The 22797-nt window shown below is 37.8% G+C and carries 23 protein-coding genes; 13 read left to right on the forward strand and 10 right to left on the reverse strand.

Annotated elements, in window-relative coordinates:
* Positions 1 to 70: 70 nt before the first annotated feature.
* Entirely contained in the window at positions 71 to 1033 is a 963-nt protein-coding gene (locus ACN5J7_RS12175) for a YheT family hydrolase (protein ID WP_418604097.1), read from the forward strand.
* On the opposite strand, the gene ACN5J7_RS12180 is transcribed toward ACN5J7_RS12175, so the two are convergent.
* Positions 1030 to 2499 (reverse strand): SLC13 family permease, encoded by a 1470-nt coding sequence (locus ACN5J7_RS12180; protein ID WP_418604098.1) that lies wholly within the window; start codon positions 2497 to 2499, stop codon positions 1030 to 1032. The two genes, ACN5J7_RS12175 and ACN5J7_RS12180, sit on opposite strands and share 4 nt — an antisense overlap.
* 130 nt (positions 2500 to 2629) lie before the next feature.
* Between ACN5J7_RS12180 and ACN5J7_RS12185 the strand changes: the two genes are divergently transcribed.
* From ACN5J7_RS12185 to ACN5J7_RS12215, 7 genes are all read left to right on the forward strand, one after another.
* Positions 2630 to 3091, forward strand: coding sequence for a (2Fe-2S)-binding protein (locus ACN5J7_RS12185; protein ID WP_311937847.1), 462 nt, complete (start codon positions 2630 to 2632; stop codon positions 3089 to 3091).
* A gap of 19 nt (positions 3092 to 3110) precedes the next feature.
* The gene (locus ACN5J7_RS12190) at positions 3111 to 5330 is read left to right on the forward strand and encodes a molybdopterin cofactor-binding domain-containing protein (RefSeq protein ID WP_418604099.1); all 2220 of its coding nucleotides are present in this window, start codon (positions 3111 to 3113) and stop codon (positions 5328 to 5330) included.
* A 60-nt stretch (positions 5331 to 5390) separates the two neighbouring features.
* Positions 5391 to 6410 (forward strand): XdhC family protein, encoded by a 1020-nt coding sequence (locus tag ACN5J7_RS12195; protein ID WP_418604100.1) that lies wholly within the window; start codon positions 5391 to 5393, stop codon positions 6408 to 6410.
* Positions 6411 to 6433: 23 nt separating this feature from the next.
* Complete coding sequence (locus ACN5J7_RS12200; RefSeq protein ID WP_418604101.1) at positions 6434 to 7087, forward strand: hypothetical protein; 654 nt, start codon at positions 6434 to 6436, stop codon at positions 7085 to 7087.
* Positions 7088 to 7207: 120 nt separating this feature from the next.
* Positions 7208 to 7825, forward strand: a complete 618-nt coding sequence (locus ACN5J7_RS12205; RefSeq protein ID WP_418604102.1) for a nucleotidyltransferase family protein — start codon at positions 7208 to 7210, stop codon at positions 7823 to 7825.
* A gap of 153 nt (positions 7826 to 7978) precedes the next feature.
* Positions 7979 to 10273 (forward strand): FdhF/YdeP family oxidoreductase, encoded by a 2295-nt coding sequence (locus tag ACN5J7_RS12210; RefSeq protein ID WP_418604103.1) that lies wholly within the window; start codon positions 7979 to 7981, stop codon positions 10271 to 10273.
* A 23-nt stretch (positions 10274 to 10296) separates the two neighbouring features.
* Positions 10297 to 10884: a DUF4202 domain-containing protein gene (locus tag ACN5J7_RS12215; protein WP_418604104.1), complete on the forward strand. Its 588-nt coding sequence runs from the start codon at positions 10297 to 10299 to the stop codon at positions 10882 to 10884.
* Between the two features lie 2 nt (positions 10885 to 10886).
* Here the strand turns inward: ACN5J7_RS12215 and moaA are convergent, their stop codons facing one another.
* From moaA to ACN5J7_RS12260, 9 genes are all read right to left on the reverse strand, one after another.
* Complete coding sequence (gene moaA / locus ACN5J7_RS12220; RefSeq protein WP_418604105.1) at positions 10887 to 11894, reverse strand: GTP 3',8-cyclase MoaA; 1008 nt, start codon at positions 11892 to 11894, stop codon at positions 10887 to 10889.
* A gap of 27 nt (positions 11895 to 11921) precedes the next feature.
* A complete protein-coding gene (moaCB, locus tag ACN5J7_RS12225; protein WP_418604106.1) occupies positions 11922 to 12833 on the reverse strand; it encodes a bifunctional molybdenum cofactor biosynthesis protein MoaC/MoaB in 912 nt (303 codons plus the stop codon).
* A 76-nt stretch (positions 12834 to 12909) separates the two neighbouring features.
* A complete protein-coding gene (locus ACN5J7_RS12230) occupies positions 12910 to 13353 on the reverse strand; it encodes a molybdenum cofactor biosynthesis protein MoaE (RefSeq protein WP_418604107.1) in 444 nt (147 codons plus the stop codon).
* A 13-nt stretch (positions 13354 to 13366) separates the two neighbouring features.
* The gene (gene moeB, locus ACN5J7_RS12235; protein WP_418604108.1) at positions 13367 to 14452 is read right to left on the reverse strand and encodes a molybdopterin-synthase adenylyltransferase MoeB; all 1086 of its coding nucleotides are present in this window, start codon (positions 14450 to 14452) and stop codon (positions 13367 to 13369) included.
* A gap of 53 nt (positions 14453 to 14505) precedes the next feature.
* Entirely contained in the window at positions 14506 to 14739 is a 234-nt protein-coding gene (locus tag ACN5J7_RS12240; RefSeq protein WP_311937866.1) for a MoaD/ThiS family protein, read from the reverse strand.
* A complete protein-coding gene (gene mobA / locus ACN5J7_RS12245) occupies positions 14723 to 15307 on the reverse strand; it encodes a molybdenum cofactor guanylyltransferase (RefSeq protein WP_311937867.1) in 585 nt (194 codons plus the stop codon). Before mobA ends, ACN5J7_RS12240 begins: the two co-directional genes overlap by 17 nt.
* A 1-nt stretch (position 15308) precedes the next feature.
* The gene (locus ACN5J7_RS12250; RefSeq protein WP_311937868.1) at positions 15309 to 16049 is read right to left on the reverse strand and encodes a sulfite exporter TauE/SafE family protein; all 741 of its coding nucleotides are present in this window, start codon (positions 16047 to 16049) and stop codon (positions 15309 to 15311) included.
* A gap of 1 nt (position 16050) precedes the next feature.
* Positions 16051 to 16389 (reverse strand): winged helix-turn-helix domain-containing protein, encoded by a 339-nt coding sequence (locus tag ACN5J7_RS12255; RefSeq protein ID WP_418604109.1) that lies wholly within the window; start codon positions 16387 to 16389, stop codon positions 16051 to 16053.
* Between the two features lie 2 nt (positions 16390 to 16391).
* Complete coding sequence (locus ACN5J7_RS12260; RefSeq protein WP_418604110.1) at positions 16392 to 17570, reverse strand: molybdopterin molybdotransferase MoeA; 1179 nt, start codon at positions 17568 to 17570, stop codon at positions 16392 to 16394.
* Positions 17571 to 17749: 179 nt separating this feature from the next.
* Between ACN5J7_RS12260 and ACN5J7_RS12265 the strand changes: the two genes are divergently transcribed.
* From ACN5J7_RS12265 to ACN5J7_RS12285, 5 genes are read left to right on the forward strand one after another with little or no spacing between them, the layout of a single operon-like run.
* Entirely contained in the window at positions 17750 to 17992 is a 243-nt protein-coding gene (locus ACN5J7_RS12265) for a hypothetical protein (RefSeq protein ID WP_418604111.1), read from the forward strand.
* A gap of 1 nt (position 17993) precedes the next feature.
* On the forward strand, positions 17994 to 20321 hold the full coding sequence (locus ACN5J7_RS12270) for a molybdopterin-dependent oxidoreductase (protein ID WP_418604112.1): 2328 nt from the start codon (positions 17994 to 17996) through the stop codon (positions 20319 to 20321).
* A 3-nt stretch (positions 20322 to 20324) separates the two neighbouring features.
* Entirely contained in the window at positions 20325 to 21023 is a 699-nt protein-coding gene (locus ACN5J7_RS12275; protein ID WP_418604113.1) for a nitrate reductase cytochrome c-type subunit, read from the forward strand.
* Positions 21016 to 21651 (forward strand): cytochrome c3 family protein, encoded by a 636-nt coding sequence (locus ACN5J7_RS12280; protein WP_418604114.1) that lies wholly within the window; start codon positions 21016 to 21018, stop codon positions 21649 to 21651. Before ACN5J7_RS12275 ends, ACN5J7_RS12280 begins: the two co-directional genes overlap by 8 nt.
* A gap of 10 nt (positions 21652 to 21661) precedes the next feature.
* On the forward strand, positions 21662 to 22783 hold the full coding sequence (locus ACN5J7_RS12285) for a 4Fe-4S dicluster domain-containing protein (protein ID WP_418604115.1): 1122 nt from the start codon (positions 21662 to 21664) through the stop codon (positions 22781 to 22783).
* Positions 22784 to 22797: the final 14 nt, after the last annotated feature.

The raw sequence follows: 22797 nt of genomic DNA on the forward strand, positions 1-22797 counted from the left end.
AAATTGACCCATGAATAAAACCATACCAACTGAAAACTTGCGGTCTCTACTGCCAACTGAATACTAAAACATGCCCGTAATAAAACCGACTTACAAACCGCCATTCTATTTTAAAAACGGATTTATCTCAACCGTGTATTCGGGATTATTCAGACGTGTAAATGGCGTCAATCAAAAACGGGAACGCCTCATTTTAAACGATGGCGATTTTATAGATTTAGATTGGAGTTTTTCAAAAGAAAAAACAAAAAAACTCGTCATTTTATTACACGGTTTGGAAGGTAATGCGCAACGCCCTTACATGATTGGCGCTGCAAAACTTTTTAATAACAATAATGTTGATGCCGTTTGCGTAAACTTTAGAGGGTGTAGTGGAGAAACCAATTTAAAATACAGAAGTTACCATTCTGGAGCTACCGATGATTTAATTGAGATTATACAGCATATTATGGCAACAAAACACTATGCTGATATTTACTTAAAAGGATTCAGTCTTGGCGGCAATGTGATTTTAAAATATTTAGGCGAAGGCAACATCATTCCCCAACAAATTAAAGCTGCGATAGCTATTTCCGTGCCTTGTTATCTAAAGGGTTCAGCCGAAGAACTGCACACCTTCAAAAACATATTGTATCACGATAGATTTAAAAGGCATTTAGTAAATAACCTAAAAAACAAACAAGTGCAATTTTCTGATGTTCTGAGTGTTGCGGATATTAAGTCTATCAAAACTTTAAGGGATTTTGACAATGTGTACACCTCTAAAGCACATGGTTTTAAAGATGCTTTTGATTATTATGAAAAAAGTAGCAGCCTTCAATTTCTTCAAAAAATAAAAACACCAACCTTGATTATTAACGCGCTTAACGATTCGTTTTTATCGCCCGAATGTTATCCTGTAAAAGAAGCCAAAGCAAATCCTAATTTGTATTTAGAAATGCCAAACCATGGCGGGCACGTTGGTTTCATCGATAAAAAAAATGTGTATTACAACGAAAAGCGCGCATTGGAATTTGTGAAATCGTTAGATTAGTTTTTAAGCGCTTCTGGAAAACCATCGGTGACAATACCCCACAATTCCGGTAGCACAAAATAAACGAAAAGCGTTAGGATTATAATTGAAATAATATTCATAAAAAAGCCCTTGCTTACCATGTCGGGGATTTTTAAATAGCCCGAACCAAAAACCACGGCATTTGGCGGTGTGGCCACAGGTAACATAAAAGCGCACGAGGCGGCAACCGTAGCGCTTACCATTAAAATAAAGGGATGAATATCGATGCTCAAAGCCATGGGTGCCAACACGGGCAAAAGCATTGCGGTGGTTGCAAGATTGGATGTGATTTCGGTTAAAAAGTTTACCACAGTAATAATTAGCAGAATTAAAACAAAGGTGCTTAATCCAGCAAAAGTTGTCATTTGATTACCAATCCACAGCGCCAATCCCGAGGTTTCAAAACCCTTTGCCAATGCCATGCCTCCACCAAATAATAGGATGATGCCCCAGGGTAAATCTTTGGTGTCTTTCCACGAGATTAGTTTCTTGCCCTTTGTTTTCGATGGAATTAAAAAAAGTATCAAAGCAAATAAAATGGCGATAATCGTATCGTCTAATTGTGGCAATAGTTTTTGAAGTAAAAAAGACCGCGTAATCCAACAAAAAGCGGTTGCTGCAAACACAATGGAGACCAATTTTTCTTCGTATGTCATGTTTCCCAATAAAGAAAGCAAGCGTTTAATTTCTTGTTTTCCACCGGGGAATGCCTGTTGTTTGAATGAAAAGGCTATCGAAGTCAAATATTTCCAGCAGATGAGCAATAGAATAACGGAGATGGGAAACCCGAATATAAACCATTGTAAAAAGGTGATTTCGTAACCGTAAATTTCTGAAACCACACCTGCTAAAACCAAATTTGGCGGTGTGCCGATTAAGGTTGCTAATCCTCCAATTGATGCGCTATACGCAATGGCGAGCATTAAGGCTTTTCCGAAAATTAAATTTTCGTCTTTATCCGTCTCAGGGTTATCCCTCAATTGTTTTATAATAGCGATGCCAATGGGTAGCATCATTACAGAAGTGGCAGTATTGGATATCCACATCGATAAAAATGCGGTAGCCAGCATAAATCCGAGAATGATTTTTTTAATGTTAGAACCAATAAGTTTAATGATATTTAAAGCAATCCGTTTGTGCAAATTCCATTTCTCGATGGCAATGGCAATAATAAATCCGCCCAAATACAAAAACACAAATTTATGTCCGAATGACGATGTGGTCGATGCAATGTCCAAGCTTCCCGAAAGTGGAAACAACACAATGGGTAACAGTGCCGTTGCTGCAATGGGGATGGCTTCGGTAATCCACCAAATGGCAATCCAAGCCGTAGAGGCCAAAACACCGTTGGCTTCATCTGAAAGTCCTTCTGGAGCAAAAAAAAGACGAATTAATATATATGAAACGGGACCAAGTAATAATCCTATGCGTTTAGTGTTTTTCATCATTTAGTTTTTAAATTGCATTCAACTTTATTAAATCCATGTTAAAAAAATAAGAATCTTTAAAAATAGGTTTTATTTTTTTTGTATTTTTTGAGACAATTCAACAATTCTTCAATCTAAAAAAATAATTATGCCAACATTCACATTAAAAATTAATAACAAAACCCATACTGTCGAGGCAGATATGGATACACCATTGCTTTGGGTTTTAAGAGATCAGATAGATTTGGTAGGTACTAAATATGGCTGCGGTGTTGGTCAATGCGGAGCGTGTACCGTACATGCTGATGGTACTGCGATGCGCAGTTGCTTATTGCAAATATCGCAGGCAGAAGGCATGGATATTACAACTATTGAAGGGCTTTCGGAAGATGGAAAACACCCCGTTCAAGAGGCCTGGAAAGAAGTAGATGTGCCACAATGTGGTTATTGTCAAGCTGGACAAATTATGACAGCTTCAGCATTTTTAGAGAAAAACCCTAGTCCTTCTGAATCTGAAATTAGAAATGCCATGCATGGAAATATTTGCAGATGTGCAGCATATAATAGTATTGAAGAAGCCGTAAAAGTAGCTTCTAAAAAATTAAGTTAACCAACCTAAATAGAAAACAATGATACCTTCAAATAAAAATACATTCAGTAGAAGATCTTTCTTAAAATCATCAGCTTTAGCGAGTGGTGGTATGATAATAGGTTTTAACTTGTTTAATGCTTGCAAGTCTGACGTTAAACCTTCAATCGATTTAAGCCAATTAAACTATAACGATTTTAATGCTTTTATAAAAATTTCCCCGGAAGGAAAAGTCACTATTTTTTCACCCAATCCAGAAATCGGTCAAGGTGTAAAAACATCAATGCCAATGATTATTGCTGAAGAATTGGAAGTGGCCTGGGATGATGTTTTAGTCGTTCAAGCACCTTTGGACACTAAAAATTACAATCGACAGGTGGCTGGAGGAAGCCAGTCTATTCGCCATGGTTGGACAGCTTTAAGACAAACCGGGGCTACGGCAAAACAAATGTTGGTAAACGCTGCTGCGGCAAAATGGGGCGTTGATGCTTCAAAATGTTCCGTTAAAAACGGCGTAATTACAAACGCTAAGGGAGAAACTTTAGGTTATGGCGATGTGGTTTCAGATGCGGCTGTGCTTGAAGTTCCGGAAGAAGTTAGTTTAAAGGATCCTAAAGATTTTACAATTATTGGTCAAGGTAAAGGCAATGTTGATATTGATAAAATTATTACAGGAAAACCATTATTTGGTTTAGATTATAAAGTAGAAGGCATGTTGTACGCAGCCGTTTTAAGGCCACCGGCATTTGGTCAGGTTTTAGATACTTATGATGCTTCTGTGGCCAAGTCTTTACCGGGTGTTGTTGATGTGATAACGATTGGAAAAAAAGTAAGGGAATTTCAAGAGGCTGGAAAAGGCAATTGGACAATGCAGATAAGCAGTTCTGACAAAGTAGTTGTTATAGCGAAGACCACTTGGGATGCTTTTAAAGGAAAAAATGCCATAAAAGCAACTTGGAAAACAGATACACCACTTGAAAGCACTGAGAAACATGATGACATTCTATTGGGTTTATTAAACGGAAAAAACTTTAGCACAAGACGGCAAGATGGTGATGTAAAAAAGGCTTTTGCCAATGCCGATAAGGTTATTGAGCGTATTTATGAATCTCCATTTTTGCCTCATAACACTTTAGAACCAATGAATTTTTTCGCAAATGTTACAGATGAAAAAGTAGAGTTGGTAGGTCCCGTTCAAACACCTGAAGCTGCACATAGCGTGGTCGCTGAATTATTAGGGCGCGATATTGAAAATGTTCATTTGGATATGACAAGAATGGGAGGTGGATTTGGAAGACGCCTCTATGGTGATTTTGTGTTTGAAGCAGCCGAAATTTCAGATGCCGTTAGAAAGCCAATTAAAATGGTATCATCAAGAGAAGATGATATGACAACGGGTGTTTATCGTCCAGCCATTAAATATAAAATAGCAGCATCCATTAAGGATGGAAAACTAACAGGTTATCACTTAAAGGAGGCTGCAGTTAATTCAAATATGTACGGTTTAATACCAAATTTCTTTCCGGCAGGTGCTATTGAAAATTACCAAGTCGATACGGCCAACTATCAAAGTAATATCACCACAGGAGCGTGGAGAGCACCGTACACCAACTTTTTGGCAAGTGCAGAGCAAAGCTTCTTCGATGAAATTGCTGAAGAATTAGGTGTAGATAGGGTACAGCTTCATATGGATTTATTGGATAATGTAAAAAAGAATCCAGAACCTAATATTGAGTATAATCCAGAAAGACTTCAGAATGTTTTAAAACTGGCTGTTGAAAAATCCAATTGGGGAAAAACCGAAGCAGGTGTTTATCAAGGACTTTCGGTGTATTATTGTCATAACACGCATGTAGCTGAGGTTGCAGATATTACTATGGAAAACGGATTGCCCATTGTTAAAAAAGTCACTTGCGCAATAGATTGTGGTATTGTCGTAAACCCTTTAGGCGCTATAAATCAGGCAAAAGGTGGTATTCTTGATGGTATTGGTCATGCTATGTATTCCGATTTTGAATTTAAGGATGGCATCCCACAATCTAATAATTTTAATTCCTATCAGCTCATTAGAATGGGGCAAACCCCAAAAGTAGACATCCATTTTATTGAGAGTGATATTGACCCTACTGGATTGGGAGAACCTACCTTACCACCTGTTGGTGCGGCAATTGCCAATGCTATTTATAAAGCCACTGGTAAACGCTTAACAAAGCAACCTTATATGGGTAATTTGAATGTTGAAGAAAAGGTTTTAGGCTAAAAAATTAATACTAAGAATCCAAAAGCCTTTTTATGCGAAGGCTTTTTTTACTTCACATTCATGACACACGAATTTAAAAACATAGTTGAAGAAGCTTCAATAGCAAAATCAAAAGGCCTAAAATCTGTTTTGGCATCTGTTGTGGCATTGGATGGCTCATCCTACAGAAGACCAGGTGTAAGAATGCTTATCCTTGAAAACGGAAAAATGATTGGCGCCGTAAGCGGGGGTTGCGTTGAAAAAGAAATCCTATTACAATCGGAAACTGTTTTTAAAACAGGTGAATCCAAAATGATGACGTATGACGGCAGATACCGTTTAGGTTGCGAAGGGATTTTGTATATACTTTTGGAAGTTTTCAATCCTAATGAATCTTTTAGAAATGCTTTTCAAAACTGTTTAAAAGAAAGAAATACATTCGAAATACAGTCTTATTTTGAAAAAAAGGAAGGTGTTTTTTCAGGAATTGGCACTCAAGTCAAAATCAACAATAATTTGTTTTCAGTTTCCGGGAATAATTTAGAAAATCAAAATACATCAGGTTCAACCTTCCATCAAAAGATGCCGCCCTGTTTTAAATTGATTATAATTGGTGCTGAACACGATGCGGTGCAACTCTGTAAATATGCCGCTTTAACGGGTTGGGAAGTAACTATTGTTTCAGGAGCGTCAGAAGCCAAATCGATTTCAGATTTTCCGGGTGCGCATGGTTTTTCTGCTATTTCCCCAGAGCAAATGGATGTTGAATTAATCGACAACCAAACGGCCATTGTGCTAATGACTCATAATTTCGCTACCGATTTGCGCTATTTAGTGGCTTTGAAAGATACCAATCCAAATTATATTGGACTATTGGGACCAACAAAACGGCGAGAAGATTTGCTCTCTCAATTTATTGAATATTGCCCGAATGTGGAAGATGGTTTTCTGGATAAAATCCATGGGCCAGCAGGTTTAAACATCGGTTCCGAAACACCACAGGAAATAGCCATTTCCATAATTTCCGAAATTTTATGTGTTATCAGCCAAGAAGAACCCATATCTTTAAGTAAGAAAACGGGACGTATTCATACGTCGTAGTTGACAATAATCTGACCAAACCAATGAACAAAGGTTGTAAAACCACATTTATCGTAATTTTAATAATCTTAGGAGTATTTTTAATTGGCGGATATTTTGCTATAAAAACACTTGGAAAAGCTTTTGGTCCTGATTGCGACAAAACTGAAAGCTGGGCAATTCAAGAGTATGAAATAATAAAATATAGCTGTTTGGGATGGGCAGGACCAAGATATTATCCTCTGTATTTATATAAAAATGGAAAAGAACTTCCATCAACCGGATTTAAAATAGATTCTTGTTTGATTAGTTTTAATCCACAAATAAATTTGCACATTAAATTTGACATTTGCGAAAATAGAATAGAAAGATTTGAACCTATGAAAAAGAATATCTTATTAAGCTCAATTGATTCCGCTACTATTTTTTCTAATCATTTAAAAGAGTCAAAGAAACTTGCAAAAGAAAAAGTTAAATCATTTGTAACAGAATGGAATGCGAGTAATCCTCGTGGTTTTAGAGAAAATAAAGATTCAATTTTCTATTCTGATTTTCAATATAAAATTTCTGTTTATGAAAACGGAAAAGAAATAGAGTTTCGGACTTTCAACTATTTGATTAACGATAGTACAAATTGGGTTTATACTTTAGAGGATCAAAAAAATGAAGCTTTTTTTGATAATTTGTGGAAAGAATAAAACTAATGCCAACAAAGGCGTACATAGTTCATTGCGAATTCTGGCAATAGCTTCTAGAGGAATTCTCTCTTTTTTTAGTTAACTTAGTGCAAAATCGTAACAAACAATAGTCCACTTCAATTGTCCATTATAGCCTCAAACCTGTCTGTCATCATACTAGCCGCCGGCGCCTCAAAACGCATGGGAACACCCAAACAACTTCTAAAATGGGGAAATTCCACCTTATTGGGCAACGCCATTGAGACTGCTTTAAAATTACCCGTAAAAGAAGTTGCGGTAGTGTTGGGCGCGAATTATAACGAGATTAAAAAACACATTGCACACCATCCCATAACTATTTTAAACAACGAAGATTGGCAAAAAGGCTTGGGAAAATCCTTGGCTTTTGGCGTTGAATATATGGCAGTTTCAAAACAAGATATTGATGGAATTTTAGTAACTTTAGCAGACCAACCTTTAATCGATCATGTATTTCTAAATAAATTAATTGATGCCTTCAATAAAAAAACGCATCCTATAATGGCGACATCGTATAAAAATAAAAAATATGGCGTTCCTGTTATTTTTGACAAGATTTATTTTGAGGAACTACGGACTTTGAATGATGATTTTGGTGCTAAACACATTTTAAAAAAACATAAAGCATCAGTTAAAACTTTAATACCTGAATTAGAAAACCTAGATTTAGATTTAAAAGCAGATTACGATATATTATTTAAAAAGTATTTTAATGAATGATTTAAACACAATATGTTAAAAGAATACCTACCAATAATTTTGCCAATAATATTTTTTGTTATTCTGTTTTATGTTAAATATAAGAGAAAAGAAAAAATAAACGATTCTTCATCTGATTTTGATAATTATGATTTTGATTAAAATGTAAAACAAATGAGCGCATCACCAGAACATAAAGCCAGTACATCAGAAAAGTTCACCGCTTTAAAAACCGGTAAACCGCACACCAATAGTGCCGGATTTGGTGCTTTAAAAGCGGTTTTTGGTCAGGTTACAAAATACATGAAACCTGTTGATGCCATTAAATTATCACTTAAAATAAATCAAAAAGGCGGATTTGATTGTCCGGGTTGCGCATGGCCAGACCCCGATGATGATCGTTCTGCTTTGGGTGAATATTGCGAAAACGGACTTAAAGCCATGGCCGAGGAAGCACAAAATAAAACCATTGGCGAAGATTTTTTTAGAGACCATTCCGTTGAGGCACTTGCTGAATTATCGGATTTTGAAATCGGTAAATCCGGACGTTTGTCCGAACCCATGTTTTTGGCAAAAGGCGCAACACACTATCAACCCATTTCTTGGGAAGACGCTTTTGGGAAGGTAGCAAATCACTTAAATGTTTTAAACCATCCTGATGAAGCGGTATTTTATACCTCCGGAAGAACCACTAACGAAGCGGCTTTTTTATATCAGTTATTTGTGCGTGAATTTGGTACGGCCAATTTGCCAGACTGCTCTAATATGTGTCACGAAGCCAGCGGCAGCGCCTTATCTGAAACCTTGGGTATTGGTAAAGGGTCGGTAACTTTAGACGATTTGTACAAAGCCGAAGTGGTTATGGTTATTGGTCAGAACCCGGGTACCAACCACCCTAGAATGCTGACCGCTTTAGAAAAATGCAAAAAAAACGGCGGTAAGATTATAGCTGTTAATCCGTTGCCCGAAGCGGGGTTGATAAAGTTTACAAATCCGCAAAACCCCGTAAAATTATTAACAGGAGGCACGAATATAGCCGATGTATTTGTTCCGATTAAAATTAATGGCGATGTGGCTTTTATTAAAGCCTTGTTGCTTAAATTGTTGGAAGAAGAAGAGCAAAACGGTAATGTTTTTGATACCGCATTTATTGAAGCATTCACCGATGGCTATGACGCTTTTATTACCGATTTGAAAACATACAATTTTGATGCATGTTTAGAAGCTTCGGGAATTACAAAAGCTGTTTTTGATGAGGTTTTCAATCTTATATTGAACAACGATAAGATTATAATTTGTTGGGCCATGGGCTTAACACAACATGAAAACGCCGTTGATAATATCCGGGAACTCGTAAACCTTTTGTTGTTAAAAGGAAGTATTGGAAAAGAAGGCGCAGGCACTTGTCCGGTTCGCGGACATTCCAATGTGCAAGGCGATAGAACCGTTGGTATTTGGGAATCGGCACCACAAGCTTTTTTAGATAAAATTGAAGCCAAATACGGGTTTAAACCCACCACAAAACACGGCTATTCGGTTATCGATGCCATCAAAGCCATGTATGAAAAAAAAGCAAAAGTATTTTTTGGTTTGGGCGGTAATTTTATCTCGGCAGTACCCGATACCAATTACGCTGCACAGGCTTTGGCGAATTGTAATTTAACCGTTCATGTAAGTACAAAACTGAATCGTTCGCATTTGGTAACCGGAAAAGAAGCGCTCATTTTACCGTGTTTAGGTCGCTCGGAAAAAGACTATCAAAAAACAGGCATCCAAACCCAGAGTGTCGAGAATTCCATGGGTATTGTGTCGTCAACCAAAGGGATTTTAGAACCGTGTTCCAATGCATTGTTAAGTGAAGTTGCCGTAGTTTGTGGCATTGCGCATGCCACTTTGAAGGATCGAAGCAAAATCGATTGGTTAAAATATACTGATGATTATAATTTGGTACGCGACGATATTCAAGAGGTGGTTGAGGGTTTTGATGATTATAACAAACGCCTAAAAAATCCTTCAGGGTTTTATTTACCCAACGGCGCTCGTGTTAGGGAGTTCAAAACCAAAACGGGAAAAGCGCTTTTTTCTATCAATAAACTCCCCAATTGGAAACTTAAAGATGATGAATTAATTATGATGACCATTCGAAGTCACGACCAATTCAATACCACGATTTATGGTTTAAATGATAGATATCGAGGCATTTATAACGAAAGGCGCATCATTTTTATGAACAGAAACGATATGAAAATTAGGGGCTTGCAAGAACAGCAAGTGGTTAATTTAAAATCTGAGTTTAACGGTGTTACCCGAGTTGCGAATAAATTTAAAGTGATTGGTTACGACATTCCTAAAAGTTGTTGTGCCACTTATTTCCCGGAAACCAATGTTTTAGTGCCTTTAGATAGTTTTGCACACACCGCAAAAACACCGGCTTCAAAGAGTGTTGTAATTACTGTTGAAGCAACCTGAAAATAAATTTTAATGACTAATTTATGAAACCAACGCGATTTGAAAGCACCATGGCATTAATCGATGGGAAAAACTCTGAAGACCCCAATGTGTATCGTGTTCATGGTTTAGATTATCCGAAAGAATTATTGTACTCGCAACGCATGACGCGTAAGCTGTTGCAGTTTCATCCCAATGCATCAAAAGCGTTGCAAATTGCGGCGAGAGCACAGCATATATGCCGATGGCAAATCCCTAGAGATGACTACCCAATGGATCGCGTTGGTTATTTAAAATGGCGGGAAACCCTTAAGAAAATGCATGCAGACATTACCGCAACTATTTTAAAACAAGTGGGCTACGACGATGAATTTACAAACCGAATTACGGCTTTAATCACCAAAAAACTCATAAAGAAAAATGAAGAGTCTCAAATTTTGGAAGATGTGGTTTGCCTCGTTTTTTTGGATTATTATTTTGAGGAATTTTCAGAAAAACACGACGCCAATAAAGTGATAGACATTCTTCAAAAGACCTGGAAAAAAATGTCCGATAAGGGCAGAAAAGAAGCATTAAAACTCCAATTTTCTGATAAAAATTTAAAACTCATAAATGAAGCTATTGCGCCATAGTTTTAACCACCAATAGTAATCATGCTTCTATTGTTATTATGCAATTTGGGCTCTTGAAGTTTTTCCAATGTATTCATGCCACCACGTATTTTAAGTTTTGCTTGTACGGCTTTTTGAATGATGGGTTCAATAGAATTTCCTGCTCGAAGTGTGGTTAACAAATCAGATTCGGTAGAAGAAAACAAACAGTTTTTTAATTGCCCGTTGGCCGTTAAACGCAGTCTGTTACACGAATCGCAAAACGGATTGGTTACCGAACTGATAATAGCAAAACTACCTTGGTACCCCTTTATTTTATAGTTTTTAGACGTGTCGTTCGGGGCGTCTTTTAAGCGTTCAATTTGTGCTTCGGAAAAAGAAGCGTTTACATAATCCATCACTTCTTTATATGACACCATTTTACTAATGTCCCATTTATTGCCATCAAAAGGCATAAACTCTATAAACCGAACGGAGATAGGCAAATCTTCGGTAAACTTGATAAAATCGATGATTTCGTTATCATTAAAACCTTTCATTAAAACCGCATTCAATTTTACATTAAAGCCTTCTTTTATCAATAATAGAATATTGTTATAAACTTTTTTAAATTCATTACGTCGAGTTATATGTTTAAACTTTTCTTCATCCAAAGAATCTAAACTCACGTTGATGTTTTTTACACCGCTCACCTTTAACACATCAATAAACTTATCGATAATAACGGCGTTTGAAGTGATAGACAATTCCACAGGGAGTGTTGCCAATTTCTCTAAAATAATGGGGATGTCTTTTCTAATTAAAGGTTCGCCACCTGTTAATCTAATTTTTGTAACCCCATGTTTCACAAAGGTTCTTGCGATGTCGTAAATCTCTTCGTAAGTCATTAAATGGCTTTTAGGCGATAGTTGTACGCCTTCTTCGGGCATGCAATACGAACAGCGCAAATTGCAGCGTTCAATTAGCGAAATACGCAAATAGGTGTGGTCTCTACCGTGTAAATCTTGTAATATATTTTTATTAGTGTCCATTTTTACCTATTCATTTTTCATTATAAATTAATCATGTCTTGCACCTTTCAAAATCCCAAATACATGTAAAACCGACGGAAAAATAGCATCCATAGATTCCTTTGCTCCGTTGGTTGAACCCGGTAAAGCGAGTACCAACGTATTGTTTATGGTGCCCGCCACACTTCTTGATAACATGGCGTACGGCATACGGTTTTGGCCATAATTTCTAATGGCTTCTTCAATGCCTAAAATGCGTCTGTCTAACAAAGGTATTAAGGCTTCGGGCGTTACATCGCGTGCCGACAATCCGGTACCTCCCGTGTAAATTACCATGTTTACCCCCAGATTTTCATAATGTTTTGCTTTGTTTTGAATGAGGTCTTTTTCGTCTGGAATAATGATATAATCTTCAATCTTAACATCGCAGGCTTCCAACTTTTCAATAATGGCTTTTCCAGTTTTATCTTCTTTTTGACCATTGGAAATCGAGTCCGAACACACAATAACAGCAGCTTTTAACGGTGTTTTAAATCGGTTTTTATAACTGGATTTACCGCCTTTTTTATTCAATAATTTTATGGCGTGTATCTCGATGCCTTTGTCAATCGGTTTCAGCATATCGTACATATTTAATGCTACCACGCTTGCGCCATGCATCGCTTCAACTTCAACACCCGTTTTGTAAATGGTTTTAATGGTGCAGGTTATGGTAATTTCCAAGTCATTAATTTCATACTCAATCCCAGTATATTCAATGGGCAGCGGATGGCAGTCCGGTAAAATATCCGGTGTTTTTTTTACGCCCAATAAACCAGCTGCTTTGCTCATAGCAAATACGTTGCCTTTTGGTACGGTGTCGTTTTTAATGGCTTCAATAGTGTCTGGTTTGCTCACTTTTACAATGGCTTGAGCGGTTGCTATTCGAAGGGTATTTGATTTATGTGTGATGTCGACCATTTTTGTGTTTTTTGTTTAGATGTATGCTGCTTAGTTGTTTCCGACTTACCGACAAACAACTAAACGACCCACGGTATTAAGAGTTTGCTTTCCATTGATGACTTTCGTCTTCAAAAATTTCTTTTCCAAAAACGGGAACATCAGCTTTTATGGCTTCAACGATAAATTCCAAAGCCTTAAAAACCACCTTTCTTCGCGGTGACGAAACGAACACAAACAAGCAAATTTCGCCTGCTTTTACCATGCCTAAACTGTGGTAAATATGCATGCAGGTAAGTTCGAATTTTTCAAAAGCGGCTTCGCGAATCTCATGGAATTTTTGATTAGCCATATCCTCGTAAGCCGTATATTCAATCGCCGAAACGGTTTTATCGTTTATTACATCAGCACGTACCTGACCTAAGAAAATATTGTGGGCGCCAATGCTGGTTTTGGTTTGATGTTTGGCGATGGAATCCCCTATAAATTCTGAGGAAATCGCGCCTTGTTTAAATACGTTTTTAGGTTTTCTATCTTTCATAATATGTATTGCTTTAGTCCTGCAAAGTTTTAAAAACCTTGTAGGTTTCAATTATTTCTGCTGCACCTTCTTTCAAGCTAAAACAGTTTTCAATTTTTAATGCTTTTAAAATAGAAACTGCTTTTTTACTGCGGATTCCCGATTGGCAAAACAGATACTTTTCTTTTTTCAAATCGATTTTATTTAGGTTGTTTTTTAGTGTGCTCAACGGCATGTATGTTACTTCTAAATTTTCAACTTTTGGCTGTTCGTGTGCTTCTCTAACATCGATAAATTGAATGTTATCTTTTGATAAAATGGAGGTGATTGAAACTTCGTCTGCATCAATTTCACAATTAAAATCGATATCGTTTTTATGAAAATTTTCCTTGTCGTTTAAAACCGAATTGATAATTTTTTCATTTCGATTGATTTTTAAGATGGATGTTTTTGATGTTAGCGCATTATAGCACAATAATTTCCCCGAAAGCACGTCGCCCAGATTTAAAATAATTTTTAAAACCTCATTGGCTTGCATACTGCCAATAATTCCGGGAAGAACTCCCAAAACACCAATTTCCGAACAATTTGGAATCGTATCTTTTTTAGGCGGATTTGGAAACAGGCAACGATAACTCGGTCCGTTGTTGTAATTAAAAACAGAAACTTGCCCTTCAAACTTATAAATAGCGCCAAAAACCAATGGTTTGTTGGTTAATAAACAAGCATCATTTGAAAGGTACCGTGTGGCGAAATTATCGGTGCCATCAACAATAATATCGTATTGATTGAATAAATTGATGGCGTTTTTGTGCGTTAGTTTTTCAGGGTAAGCGATGATGGAGATTTCATTGTTTAAATCTTCCAAACGTTGTTTTGCGGCCATGGCCTTGTTTTGACCTAAAGATGATTTGCCAAATAAAACCTGACGTTGCAAATTGGAAATTTCAACCACATCAAAATCTATAATACCAATGGTGCCAACACCCGCAGCGGTTAAATACTGCAGCACGGGGCAGCCCAAACCACCAGCGCCTATAACCAATACCTTGGCATTGGAAATTTTGTCTTGACCGGTTTGCCCGATTTCGGATAATATGATATGTCTGTTGTATCTCATTTAATGTTTTTTCAGACCTGTCAGGTTTTTAAAACCTGACAGGTCTATGTTGTTCAACCACCGGCAAAAGGCGGTAATAAGGCGATTTCGGTACCTGTAATTTCGGTTTCAACGGAAACCAATTCTTGATTGTGCGCCACTTGAAAATCCTTGTTTTTTAATGCCTTATATTTTGAGTAAAGCATATTTAAAAGCTCGGAAATCAGTTGTCCCGAAAACTCCAAAGATTCTTCTTCTTTTTGAGTCACTTCGGCTATTTGTCCAAAATATTTAATGGTTAAATGCATTTTCAATTTGTTTTAATTCTTCTTTTGTATTCACGTTCATCGTAGAAAATTCATGCGCTTTTTCTAGTTTGATGTTTTTTGATATGCAGGCTTTTACGGCCACTCGTAATCGCCGTTCGCCTTTCTGTAAAAACCCATTAAATGTGTCTTTAATGTGTCGTTTATATAAAGCAATCAACGGCATTGTTTTTCCTTGGTTTTCAATTTGAATGATTTCGGAATTGGCATCAACAGCATCAATTAATTTTTTTAAAATTTCAGAGTTTATCAGCGGAATATCGCAACTCAAAATCAAATTGTAATCGGTTGATGAAGCTTCTAATCCGGAGCAAATCCCAGCCATTGGACCCGCATTTTTTGTGATGTCGTTTACGCGTTTCAATCCGAATACATCGTAATTTAAATCATCTGAAACAATTATAATTTCCGAAACCAAAGGTTTTAAGGCCTCGATGCTATATTGAACAAAGGGTTTGTTGTTCAGCCTTAAAAAACCTTTGTCCGTTCCCATTCGCGAGCTTTTTCCGCCAGCTAAGATTATGCCCGTTATGTCTTTTTTGTCTATCATTTTATGCGAAAAATAATTTAGCACTTGCAATTACGAGAACAAAAGCCAAAATATATCGAAGCTTTTGGTTGTTGATTTTTTTACTGCCATAGTAACCACCCAAAACACCGCCAATAAGTGCAATGCCCACCAATAAAAACGATTCTTTTTCTAAAGTTACGCCGCTACTTAATTGCCCGATAAGTCCGGAAGCGGAATTTACCCAAATAAACAAAGCCGAAACTGCGGCGGCCTCCTTCATTTTGCCCCAATGTAAAAGCAAAATTATGGGCGTTAAAATAATGCCTCCGCCAATACCGATAAGTCCCGAAAAGAAACCAATGATGGCACCAACAATCAACCCTTGCCATAGTTTTATGTCTTTTATGCTGTTGCTTTCTTTTCCGAAAACATTCAACATTTTTAAAATGGCAAACACCAGTAAAATCGCTAATATTTTTTTGTAAAGTGTAGCATCAACTTCAATCGTGCCTCCCAAAAAAGCTAATGGAATTGAGGTTATGGCGAACGATAAAAATAACTTTCGGTTAAAATAACCTTCCTTATAATAATAGTAAAATGAAATACCGGCAACGAATAAATTGAGCAATAGGGCAGTAGGTTTCATGGTTTCCGTTGCGAATGAAAACAGTGCCATTAAAGCCAAATAACCGCTTGCGCCACCGTGACCAACGCTAGCGTAAAGGAATGATACGATGGGTAGTATAAAAAGGAAAATATATATGTTTTCGGTTTGTAACATTTTATAAATCTTTTATTTTTTCGAGTTGCGTATCTAAAAATTCCCAACAGTTTTTATTGATATGGTCGAAGGCATTAACCAAAGTTTTTCCGTAATCGGTGAGTTCTGCACCGCCACCACCTTTACCACCAATACTGTTTATGGTTACCGGTTGTTTTGCCGATTTATTAACCGAATCAATAAGGCCCCAAGCTTTTTTATAGGATATATTTAAAGATTTTGCTGCTTTTGAAAGCGATCCCGTTTCATCAATGGCTTTAAGTAATTGCACGCGTCCTTCACCTAAAAACACCTTGTTTTTGGATTCGATCCAGATTCTGCTTTTAATTTTATAACTCATATTTATACAGCTAATAAAATGGTTTCAACGGTATCGTTCCTATTAATTTTGGTAACCTCTTCTGAAGCAAAAACCAAAGCATTCGACACGGCAAACGTGTGTTGCATGGCAGAACTTTGTCCTTCTAAAATTTCAACTTTTCCATCGTTATAAACCGCTTTGAGAAATTGTGGTCGGTCGCCTTTTTTGTTAAAATCTGAAACGGATTTTGCTTGTATTCGAGGCAATTCAGAGGCGTCTCGATTCATCATATTTTGCAAGGCGATAAACACATAAACATAAAAACAAGTAAGTGCCGCTGCGGGATTTCCGGGTAGGGCAAAAATACTTGTGTCTTCTTTTTTTCCAAAGAACAAAGGCTTACCGGGTTTCTGTTTTACTTTATAAAAAACTTCTTTTACATTAAGTTGGCTTAAAGCCTTTCCAACAAAATCGTAGTCGCCCACCGAAATACCTCCGGTTATTAGTACTAAATCATGGTCGTTAATTACGGTGTTGAGTTTTGTTACCGTTTTTTCATAATCATCTGCAACTTTATGAATGCTAACTTCGTAAAACTTTAAGCTGTAAAGTGCCGCGAGCAACATTTTGGAATTGCTTTCGTAAATTTTTCCGAAAGGCAAATCTTGTCCGGCTTCAATCAATTCGTTTCCTGTGGTAACAAGGGCAATTGAAGGTTTTTTAAATACTGAAACGTCTTTTATGCCCAAAGAACTTAAATACCCAATCGCTGCTGGTGTTAATTTCGTTCCTTTTTTCAAGGCCAAATCGCCTGTTTTAACTTGTTCGCCTAAAGGGCGAATATTATGTTCTTTTTCTATGTGGTGTTCAATTTCAAGCGTATTGCCATCCGTTTTAACTTTTTCCTGCATCATTACCGCATCTGCCGTATCCGGAATTGCCGCGCCCGTAAAAATCCTTACGGCATCCCCTTTTTTTAAAATGGGTTGATGCTCATCACCAGCTTTTACTTCACCTATTAAACGATATGTTAAATCGTCATGCAAATTCAAGGCATAACCATCCATAGCCGATTGCCTAAAAGGTGGCATATTTATAGGAGCATATTGGTCTTCAAATAAAAAGTAACCACCTGCTTTTTCAACAGGTTTTGTGGTTTTTTTTAAAATAGGCTTTACCCTTGCCTTAACTAGTTGGATAGCGTCTTCAATTGAAGTCATTTGAAAATTTCGTTATGTCTATACAAATATAACGCATTTTGTTTTATTGTCGGTTGGAGCAATGTATAAAGTCATTTATTTAGATTTATTGTAAATAAGGTTTTTATGACAATTGTTAGTTTATTTTTTATTAATTTAATGGAGATTTACGTTTTTAAACTGACATACCTCCATTCTATATGCCCATAAAAAGCTATTTAGCGCATCCGCACGAGAATAAAAAAGAAGAACTTATAACTGCGTTATCAGCATTAAAGGAATGCGAGGTTATGCCTGCAACCAATGAAGATATTTTGGTGTTGGTAACCGACACTTTAGATGATGCTTCTGACGAAATTCTTAAAGAAAAAATTGAAAATATTGAAAGCCTAAAATTGTTAGCAATGGTTTCAGGTTTTAACAGTCCACAAAATCAGCAATAACATGTACAATTCATTATCAAACAGAAGAAGTTTTATAAAAAAAATGGCGCGTTTGTCTGCCATGGCGGCAGCGGCATCCATGTTTCCGGGCATCATATTTGCCAGCGAACAAGAGGCTGGAATTCCTGATGGCGCCAATTTAGATTGGAAAAAAGGCCCTTGTAGATTCTGTGGTGTAGGCTGTGGTATTTTAGTGGGAACTGAAAACGGTAAAGCCGTGGCCGTAAAAGGCGACCCAAACAGTGCTGTAAATAAAGGCTTGCTTTGTGTGAAAGGCTATCATCAAACCATGTGTATTCAGTCTAAAGACCGATTAACCCATGCTTTGGTGAAGAAAAACGGAACTTATGTAAAAACGCCAATAGATGAAGCTTTAGATATTGTTGCCAATAAAATGAAAGAAACCATTGCGGCACACGGGAAAGACTCGGTGGCGATGTACACTTCGGGGCAATCCACAATTCCTGAAGGCTATGTGGCTTCAAAATTAATGAAAGGCGCTATAGGTACCAATAATTTAGATTGCAACGCCCGCTTGTGTATGGCCAGTGCGGTAACCGGGTTTTTAACCTCGTTTGGTGCCGATGAGCCCATGGGCTGTTACGAAGATATTGAGTATGCCGATTATTTTGTGACTTGGGGCAATAATATGGCAGAAATGCACCCCGTTTTATTTTCTAGAATGTTAGAACAAAAAGCGAGACGAGGCGCTAAAATTATTGATTTTGCTACGCGAACCACCCGTTCTAGCACAGCATCAGATAAGTCGATTTTATTTGAACCGCAAACCGATTTAGCGGTTGCCAACGCGATTTGTTATGAGATTATTAATAATGGTTGGGTAAATAAATCTTTTGTTGAAAAGCATTGTAACTTCAATAAAGGACTTACCAATATAGGGTATGGACTTGAAGACAATTTTGAGTTTACAGACAAACCGGAAAAAATAGATTTTGCTGCTTTTAAGGAATTTTTGAAAGATTACACGCCTGAGAAGGTTGCCAAATACTCAAAAGTATCGGCAAAGGATATTAAATATCTGGCTTTTATTTATGGAAACCCGAATACTAAAGTAGTTTCTTATTGGTGCATGGGCATGAACCAGCATACCCGAGGCACATGGATAAACAATTTGGTTTATAACATTCATTTATTGACCGGAAAAATTTCACAACCCGGTAATGGACCGTTTTCATTAACAGGTCAACCTTCTGCTTGTGGAACCGCCCGTGAGGTGGGAACCTTTACTCATAAGTTGCCCAAGGGCGTTGTGATGAATGCCGAAAACAGAGAATTAGCCGCAAAAATTTGGAAAGTTCCCGTTGAACGGATTCCATCAAAACCAACCTATCACGCTACCGAAATGTTTAGAGCGGTTGATCGTGGCGATATTAAATTTATTTGGACTCAAGCAACCAATCCTCTGGTGTCCTTGCCGAAAACGAGTCGCTACCGCCCAGGCATGCAAAAAGATTCCTGCTTTGTGGTGGTTTCCGATGTGTTTCCAACACCGACTTCCGATGTTGCCGATGTGATATTACCAGCATCGTGGCATATTGAAAAAAGTGGATTGTACGGAAATTCAGAACGCAGAACCCAGCATTGGGACAAAATGGTTGAAGGTCCTGGAGAAACCACACCAGATGCGTGGATGTTTATTGAAGTTGCAAAACGCATGGGTTATGGCGACTTGTTTCCTTACAGCAAAGAAAACCACGTTGAAGAAATTTATAACGAATACAGACAATTTCATGAAGGTGCAAAACACGGAATGGCGCCATTAGAAGTTTTAAAGAAAGAATCGGGTGTTATTTGGCCTTACGTAAACGGCAAATCTACACAATGGCGATTCAATGCTAAATACGATCCGGCATGTTCCAATGGTGAGGATTTTCATTTTTACGGCAAACCAGATGGAAGAGCCGTAATCTGGCAACGGCCTTACGAACCCGCACCGGAAGTACCAGACAGCGACTATCCGTTTTGGTTAAACACCGGTCGTGTCATCGAGCATTGGCACACAGGGTCTATGACCCGTAGAATTCCTGTATTACACAAAGCCATGCCACATGCCTATATAGAATTTCATCCGGAAGATGCCAAGGCTTTGGGGGTTAGAAATGGTGAAAACATAAAAGTAACCTCACGACGCGGTTCGTGTGTATTACCAGCCTCGATAAACGAGAGAGGGTTGCCCACCAAAGGTCAGGTTTTTGTACCTTTCTTTGATGAAAACATGATGATTAACGATGTAACGCTTGATGCTTTTTGTCCGATTTCCAAAGAACCAGATTATAAAAAATGTGCAGTTAAAGTTGAAAAAACTTAGAATATGAAAAAAAGACTCGGAATCATATCGCTTTTTATAATACTGTTTATAACTTTTATTGTTATTTGGAGTTTTAGCTATCAAACGGGTTTAGAAGAAGGTTATGTTCCTATAGAAAATACCGCAATACATACTAATATTCCATCTGAAAGTGGTGTATTTAAACGGTCGGAATTTGCATTGGAATATGCCAATATGCCTGTTGACGCCAATCATCAACGCACATTAGATACATATTACGATAATAGAGCGTATCATGGAGCGCCACCAAGTATTCCGCATCCCGTTAAAAACGAAAGAAGCTTGGGCGGTAATACCTGTTTGCAATGTCATCAAAATGGTGGTTTTGTAAAACGATTTGAAGCCTATGCACCCGTTACACCGCATCCAGAAATGGTTAATTGTCGCCAATGCCATGTATCCCAAAACAGCAATTCACTTTTTAAGTCGGCCAATTTGGCAAAAGTACATGCGCCAAAAGTGGGCGTTAATAACGCATTGTTGGGTACACCACCTATGATTCCGCACCAAATACAGATGCGTGAAAACTGCTTGTCTTGTCACGCCGGACCCGCCGCACCCAAAGAAATTAGGGTAACACATCCAGAGCGTATTAACTGCAGGCAATGCCATGTGCCAACAGACCGTGTAGTTTCGGAAATCACACCTTTTTCAAGAACCAATAGTAAAGATAATGAATAGAGAAAATTACATATATATATTAGCTTGTCTGTTTGTTTTAGTCTTTTTTTCGTGTAAACATGGTGAAGGCGAATACCACAGTCTTCACGATAAAATTCAAGCCGAAAGTATAAGTCATCAGGATTCTACGTTAACTTCCGAAGCTTTTTTCAATCATTATAAAACCATGGAGATTACCGAAGGCGGGCATACGTTTTTAATTCCTGAACGGAAAAGCCAAATCACCTCGTATGCATGTACGGAGTGCCATACGGAACCTCTTGATGAACTAAAGGGCAAGGACTTAAAAAAAGCACATTGGGATATTACATTAGCGCATGCCAATAGCAATACAATGAATTGTGCCACGTGCCATAATGGTAGCGATATGAATAATCTCAATACACTTACTGGTATTAAAGTAGATTTTAACTCCAGTTATAAATTATGTGCCCAATGCCATTCCTCTCAATTTGAAGATTGGAAAGGTGGCGCACACGGTAAACGCATTGGCGGATGGGCGCCACCACGGGCATCGCTTACTTGTGTAAATTGCCACAATCCGCATAGCCCAAGTATTGAGTCCAGATGGCCATCGCGATTTAATACGGAACAAATTGAAGGAGCTTACGAAGGTTTAAAGCATTAAAAAAATAGGTATGAGCAATAATAAAAAATGGTATTCATTAGATTTAAATTTTAACCGAAAAAAAGAACCTTCAGGGTCTTGTGGCTGTGGTATAACCGCGGGTGGCTGTAACAGCCATAAAGAAGAGTTGAGCGATGAAGCATTTCTTGAAGCTGCGGTAAATGCATCGATTGGAGATGAAGTAAAAAAGGATGGTTTCGAGCAGGTATTTGACGTTAAAATGGATAGGCGAACGGCCTTTAAAAAGTTAACCGCGAGTTTGCTAATTGGCGCTGGTGCCGTAAGTACATCGTGTAGTGTGGTTACCGGTGAAGATAGCAAAGAAAGAGCACAAATAGATTGGGAAGAGCAGTTTAAAGGCAACTATAAACTGATGAGTGATAAGGAAAAAAATGCCACGGTTGAACGCTTAATGCGCTCTTATGAATTGCGCACCGGAAAAAACATTAGTATGACCTCAGAAAATGCTAAAGACGATGTGCTTTTTGGGTATGCATTTAATATTTCGAAATGCCAAGGTTATATGGATTGTGTGAATGCTTGTGTTGAAGAGAATAACCAAGACAGGGATTCGCAAATGCAGTACATCCGAATTCATGAAATGAAGGACGGCAATGGCTTTAAGTTTAACGAGGCCGATGATAATTATTACCACGAAGTGCCCGCGGAAGGGCATTTTTATATGGGAACCCAGTGTTTTCATTGCGATAATCCGCCATGTGTAGAGGTTTGCCCGGTGCAAGCCACTTGGAGAGAAGATGATGGTTTGGTGGTTGTAGATTACGATTGGTGCGTGGGATGCCGCTATTGTATGGCAGCTTGCCCGTATGATGGCAGACGCTTTAATTGGAGTAAACCCGAAGTGCCTGAAGCTGAAATTAATAAAAAACAACACTATTTAGGAAACAGAATGCGTAAAAAGGGCGTGGTTGAAAAATGTACGTTCTGTGTGCAACGCTCCAGAAAAGGACAAAACCCAGCTTGTGTTGAGGCTTGCCCAACTGGAGCGCGGATATTCGGGAATTTATTGGATCCCAATAGTACGATACGATGGGTTTTGGAAAACAAAAAAGTGTTTAGACTTAAAGAGGATTTGGGCACCGAGCCTAAGTTCTGGTATTTTATGGATTAGTTGGCAAATGGTTA

Origin of the sequence: Hwangdonia sp., assembly GCF_048381975.1 — a bacterium.
In the GTDB taxonomy this organism is placed as follows: Bacteria; Bacteroidota; Bacteroidia; order Flavobacteriales; family Flavobacteriaceae; genus Hwangdonia; species Hwangdonia seohaensis.

Bases quoted from the DNA above. Each gene is read 5' to 3' on its own strand.
- ACN5J7_RS12175 (WP_418604097.1), top strand. From the start codon at position 71: ATGCCCGTAATAAAACCGACTTACAAACCGCCATTCTATTTTAAAAAC.
- ACN5J7_RS12180 (WP_418604098.1), bottom strand. From the start codon at position 2,499: ATGAAAAACACTAAACGCATAGGATTATTACTTGGTCCCGTTTCATAT.
- ACN5J7_RS12185 (WP_311937847.1), top strand. From the start codon at position 2,630: ATGCCAACATTCACATTAAAAATTAATAACAAAACCCATACTGTCGAG.
- ACN5J7_RS12190 (WP_418604099.1), top strand. From the start codon at position 3,111: ATGATACCTTCAAATAAAAATACATTCAGTAGAAGATCTTTCTTAAAA.
- ACN5J7_RS12195 (WP_418604100.1), top strand. From the start codon at position 5,391: ATGACACACGAATTTAAAAACATAGTTGAAGAAGCTTCAATAGCAAAA.
- ACN5J7_RS12200 (WP_418604101.1), top strand. From the start codon at position 6,434: ATGAACAAAGGTTGTAAAACCACATTTATCGTAATTTTAATAATCTTA.
- ACN5J7_RS12210 (WP_418604103.1), top strand. From the start codon at position 7,979: ATGAGCGCATCACCAGAACATAAAGCCAGTACATCAGAAAAGTTCACC.
- ACN5J7_RS12215 (WP_418604104.1), top strand. From the start codon at position 10,297: ATGAAACCAACGCGATTTGAAAGCACCATGGCATTAATCGATGGGAAA.
- moaA (WP_418604105.1), bottom strand. From the start codon at position 11,894: ATGGACACTAATAAAAATATATTACAAGATTTACACGGTAGAGACCAC.
- moaCB (WP_418604106.1), bottom strand. From the start codon at position 12,833: ATGGTCGACATCACACATAAATCAAATACCCTTCGAATAGCAACCGCT.
- ACN5J7_RS12230 (WP_418604107.1), bottom strand. From the start codon at position 13,353: ATGAAAGATAGAAAACCTAAAAACGTATTTAAACAAGGCGCGATTTCC.
- moeB (WP_418604108.1), bottom strand. From the start codon at position 14,452: ATGAGATACAACAGACATATCATATTATCCGAAATCGGGCAAACCGGT.
- ACN5J7_RS12240 (WP_311937866.1), bottom strand. From the start codon at position 14,739: ATGCATTTAACCATTAAATATTTTGGACAAATAGCCGAAGTGACTCAA.
- mobA (WP_311937867.1), bottom strand. From the start codon at position 15,307: ATGATAGACAAAAAAGACATAACGGGCATAATCTTAGCTGGCGGAAAA.
- ACN5J7_RS12250 (WP_311937868.1), bottom strand. From the start codon at position 16,049: ATGTTACAAACCGAAAACATATATATTTTCCTTTTTATACTACCCATC.
- ACN5J7_RS12255 (WP_418604109.1), bottom strand. From the start codon at position 16,389: ATGAGTTATAAAATTAAAAGCAGAATCTGGATCGAATCCAAAAACAAG.
- ACN5J7_RS12260 (WP_418604110.1), bottom strand. From the start codon at position 17,570: ATGACTTCAATTGAAGACGCTATCCAACTAGTTAAGGCAAGGGTAAAG.
- ACN5J7_RS12265 (WP_418604111.1), top strand. From the start codon at position 17,750: ATGCCCATAAAAAGCTATTTAGCGCATCCGCACGAGAATAAAAAAGAA.
- ACN5J7_RS12270 (WP_418604112.1), top strand. From the start codon at position 17,994: ATGTACAATTCATTATCAAACAGAAGAAGTTTTATAAAAAAAATGGCG.
- ACN5J7_RS12275 (WP_418604113.1), top strand. From the start codon at position 20,325: ATGAAAAAAAGACTCGGAATCATATCGCTTTTTATAATACTGTTTATA.
- ACN5J7_RS12280 (WP_418604114.1), top strand. From the start codon at position 21,016: ATGAATAGAGAAAATTACATATATATATTAGCTTGTCTGTTTGTTTTA.
- ACN5J7_RS12285 (WP_418604115.1), top strand. From the start codon at position 21,662: ATGAGCAATAATAAAAAATGGTATTCATTAGATTTAAATTTTAACCGA.